Source organism: Bacteroidales bacterium (assembly GCA_016707785.1).
Lineage (GTDB): Bacteria > Bacteroidota > Bacteroidia > Bacteroidales > UBA4417 > UBA4417.
On record JADJGZ010000048.1, the window covers coordinates 1 to 4794 of the forward strand.

Here is a 4794-nt window from a genome sequence, read left to right on the forward strand (position 1 = left end):
GGAATGATGGAATGATGTCAACCTGGGCAGGTAGTACTGTGATGTCCGATACTGCTGGGAATCTTTTATTTTATACGAATGGTGAGAAAGTATGGAATCGAAATCATACACTCATGCCAAATGGTTCATACCTAAATGGACATTCATTTAATGAGCAACCCTGCATTGCCATTTTGAAGCCCGGATCCACACATATTTATTATCTCATTACAGTATGCAATCACTGGATGACGATCCCTCTGGGTGCATATTATTCAGTGATTGATATGAATCTGGATGGAGGCCTGGGAGATATTGTCCCGGATTTAAAAAACATTCGTATTCCTAACACTGATAGTGTTGCAAATCATGTAGCAGCCATAAAACATGCTAACCATAAAGATTATTGGATATTTTTCAGGAACTATACTGCGCAAAACACCTTCTCATCATTTCTTCTTGATGAAAATGGGATTCATGATCAACCCGTTATTTCAGGCTGTCTGACAAATCTACCACCTGATATAACAGAGGTTCTCCCCATCCTAAAGATCTCTCCGGATAGCAAATATATGTGTACAAAGGGTAATTCCAATTCTTCCCTTCTGTGGCAGATGGAGCTCTATAAGTTTGACAATGTTATCGGTAAAATTAATTCACTCTTTGATTTTCCATTTGTTGGTTATACTCGAGGATACGAATTTTCGGCCAATTCTGAATTTTTTTATGTCAACTATATTCATCCGAACGGGGTTTCTCAGGAAGACACAGCAGTTTTCATGCAATATAATATGAAAAACCTTTATAATCCTTCTCTATTTATTTCATCCGCACAAGAGATTTACCGACAGTTTGGAACTATCGAATATTATGCAATGCAAATGGCGCCGAATGGCAAAATTTATATCGATCGAAACGGTACTACTGCACCTGAGGCTAAATACCTATCGGCAATAAATTATCCGGATGAACCTGGCACTTCATGCAATTTTGAAGAAGAAGCCCTGTACCTTGAAAGTGGGAATTGCCTCATGGGAATGCCGACTTTCGTGCAATCCTATTTCTCCAAATTCGACTGGCTCAACAATTGCCGGGGTGATACCACAAAATTCACCTCTCATTTCCTGCCACCCCCCGATTCAGTCCGATGGGATTTTGATGATCCGGGCAGTGGGCCGAACAACACTTCATCCCTGTTGAATCCAAAGCATTTATTTTCAACAAATGGCACTTTCAATGTCATCCTGGTTGGATATTATTCCAACGGACACAACGATACCGCCACCCGGGAAGTGAAGATCATGCCCTATCCCATTATTAACCTGGGGAATGACATTACCCTCTGCAAAGGTGATTCTGTGACACTGGATGCAGGCTTTGGCGCTTCAAAATACCTCTGGAATACCGGGGCCACCACCTGGAATATTGTAGCCCGAGACACAGGGACTTATGCAGTTCGGGTTGAAAACCAGGTAGGATGCTCAAGTTCCGATACCATCAGGGTAATGAACTGGCCGGATCCTATTCTGGATGAATCAAACCTGAATATAGCCCCAACCACATGCAAGGGAATCACCGGGGCCATCACCGGCCTGCAGATTGAAGGAAATCCTCCCTATACGTATGAGTGGACCGAGAAAATATCAGGTAACACAGTGGGGAATTCACTTGATCTCTATCACCTGGGAGTGGGTTTGTATGAACTGAAAGTGAAGGATGGTGCCGGTTGCTCCCATATTATCACTACTTATACCATCAATGACGTCGGCGAAGTACTGATCGAAACAGCCTTAGCTTCTGATGCCATCTGTGGACTTGATAACGGAACGGTTTCCATTACTGCTGTATCGGGATTGGGGAACATGTTACATTATTCCATCAAAACCGGGAATGATACACTTTCTCAGTGGTCGGACGGGAACTTTTCAAACCTTTCATCGGGAACCTACTATGTTTGGGTGAATGATTCAAGCGGCTGTACTTGTGTGTATCCAACAGCATTGCTCATTAACCAACTATCGGGACCTGTGGTGGTTTCTGTAAGTTCCACTCCTGAGTCGGGGACCGATGGGGATGGTACCATCACCGTGAACGCAACAGGATCAGGTCTTACTTATTCCATCAACGGTTCCTTACCACAGGCTTTGGGTGAATTCTCCAATCTGCATTCCGATACCTATTCCATCATTGTTTCGGATACAAATGGCTGCGACACTACATTCACCGTAGAAGTTTCCAATTCTCCTGTTATCAAACTGGTGGCCATTGCAGGAGATGGCTCCGCCTGCCTTGGGAATGTTGCGGTAGTGCCCTTACTTGCCAACCAATTCAAGCATGTTGGATACTTTAATACCCGACTGAAATATAACCCGGCACTCGTCACCTGCCAGAATTACCTGAATGCTAACACTTTGATAGCTGATAGCCTGAAACTGAGATTATACCCCAACCTGGGAGAACTGAAACTCAGCTGGGAGGGCTCTGCACCTGTCAACCTACCGGATGGATCCTTACTGGTAGAATTGAGTTTTGCTTCAGTAAGTTCAGGACAAGATTCAGTGAAATGGGATTTGTCACCGGGAGTCAGCATCTTTCGGGATAGTGTCGGGAACACTATTTCACCTCAGTACCAGCAAGGACAGGTTAGGGTTTACAGCATCCCCCAGGCTACCATCACCGATCCCGGACCAGTCTGTGAGGGAAGTGATTTGTTATTACTCTCCCATTACCAGCAGGGAACAGGCAACGGAACCATCAGCTACCAGTGGACAGGCCCTGACGGAACCGGCGGAACTGACCCCTTGTTTTACCTGGATGAAATACAGTCTGCACAAGCCGGCAACTGGACCTTAACCGTAAGTGACACCAACCACTGCCAGAGTTCAGCTTCTGTGGAGGTGAACATCATTCCCCTGCCGGTGTCAGGCTTTCCTGCCGATAGCGATACCCTTTGGTTTGATGAAATGACCCGTTTGGAAGCACTTCCGGGCTATGCTTCCTACCGCTGGAATACAGGAGACAGCACATCCTCGGTATTGGTCACATCCGAAGGCTGGTACAGGGTGATTATGCAGACAGAAGAAGGCTGCACCTCCTCCGATTCCCTGATGATGCTCTATTCCTTTGCACCCTTTACCATGCCCAATGCCTTCACTCCGGATGGGGATGGGAAGAATGATGCTTTTCGTCCGGTTACCCTGCCTGAAAAGGTACAATCCTTCAGCATGTACATTTATGACCGCTGGGGCAGGCAGGTGTTTGCAACAAAGGATTTAGGCAATGGCTGGAATGGTATTATTGATGGGAAACCAGCTCCGATGGGAGTTTATACCTATGTGATCAGTTACAGCAATCAGGCAGGGGAGGTGAGGAAGAAGACGGGGATGGTGACGTTGGTAAGGTGATCCCAGCCTAATAAACCTGTCAGGTTTTCGAAACCTGACAGGTTGCGAGCACCGATTTTGAGGGAAAAAGGAAGAAGACGGGAATATTGCTGGCAGTCTTTCCCTGTCAGGGGGGCCCCTTTTAAAAAAGAACCGGGAGATTATAATTTCATAACCAGTAAATTTAATTGTCTTTCATTCCGGGATCAGATGATCCAGTCCAAATAGTTATCAGGATTAATGATAGTAAATGGTGCATCAGGATATGCTCTTTGCCATGCTCCAGGAATTTTAGCTTTTTTATCTTTCCATTTAATTTCAAAAGCCTTTAATTTATCAGTGCCGGTTTCAACAAGGTCAATTTCCTGTCCGTCGTAAGTTCGCCAGAAATGAAGATTGACCGGCTCCGATTGGTATTGCCTCTTCTTAAGCCTTTCCGAAATCAGGTAATTCTCCCATAATTGTCCGGCATCCTGGCGAATGGAAAGTGGATTGAAATTGCTGATCAAGGCATTGCGGATACCATTATCATAGAAATACCATTTCGAGTTTTTAGAGATTTCCTTTCGAAGATTGGATGAATACCCTCCCAAACGATGAATGATAAAGACCTTGGAAAGCAGGTCGAGATACTTGTCGATGGTATTTTTATTTAAGCCAAGCTGAGATCCTATTTCAGTCATTGATACTTCGTTTCCGGTTTGAAAAGCCAACAGGGTAAGCATATCTCTAAGTTTTCCTGCGTTCCGGATACCGTCAAGGCTGAGAAGATCTTTAAACAGGTAAGCATTAACCAGTTCCTTAAGGTAATCTGCGCGAAGTGCATTATCCTTCATCGTTACGATCTCAGGGTATGAACCATAAACCAATCTCAATTCAAGGTTCTGCCTGGTTTCCAGCATATTTTCAATACCGGAAAGCTCTCGTTGGCTTGGGAAACAGCAAAAACGAGTAGCTTCTGCCTGTTAAGGGTTCGCCTGTTTTATTCAGAAGATCAAATGAAGAAGATCCACTTGCAATCACCTTGACCTGTGGCACCTCATCGACGATCAATTTCAACACCTTACCAATTTCAGGAACGTTCTGAGCCTCATCAATAATAAGCAAGTCGATATTATTGAGAAGGTTGCGATAATTCGCAATGCTTCGTTCAGCCAATAATGCCAGACTTGTTGCATCTTCACCATTCAGTATCAGTCTCCGGTCAGTGGTTTGTTTTACAATCTCATTGACAAGAAAGGTTTTTCCTACCCTGCGCGGACCAAAAATCAGGATAACCTTCCCGGGACTTAGCCTTGCTTCAATTCTTTCCTGAAGCTCTCTTTTTATAAGCATCGTTGAAATTTCATTGATACAAATATACTTCGCAATTCGCTATTTCTCTCATTAAAATTAGTAAATAGGTTATTACGACAACCTAATTAATATTAAA

General features: G+C 44.1%; 1 protein-coding gene and 1 pseudogene. One reads left to right on the forward strand and one right to left on the reverse strand.

The annotated features are described in order from the left end of the window. On the forward strand, window positions 1-3383 hold a 3383-nt coding region (locus IPH84_17630), incomplete at its 5' end, for a gliding motility-associated C-terminal domain-containing protein (protein ID MBK7174998.1). Between the two features lie 185 nt (window positions 3384-3568). Here the strand turns inward: IPH84_17630 and IPH84_17635 are convergent. After that, a pseudogene (locus tag IPH84_17635) lies at window positions 3569-4697 on the reverse strand (ATP-binding protein). Window positions 4698-4794 lie beyond the last annotated feature (97 nt).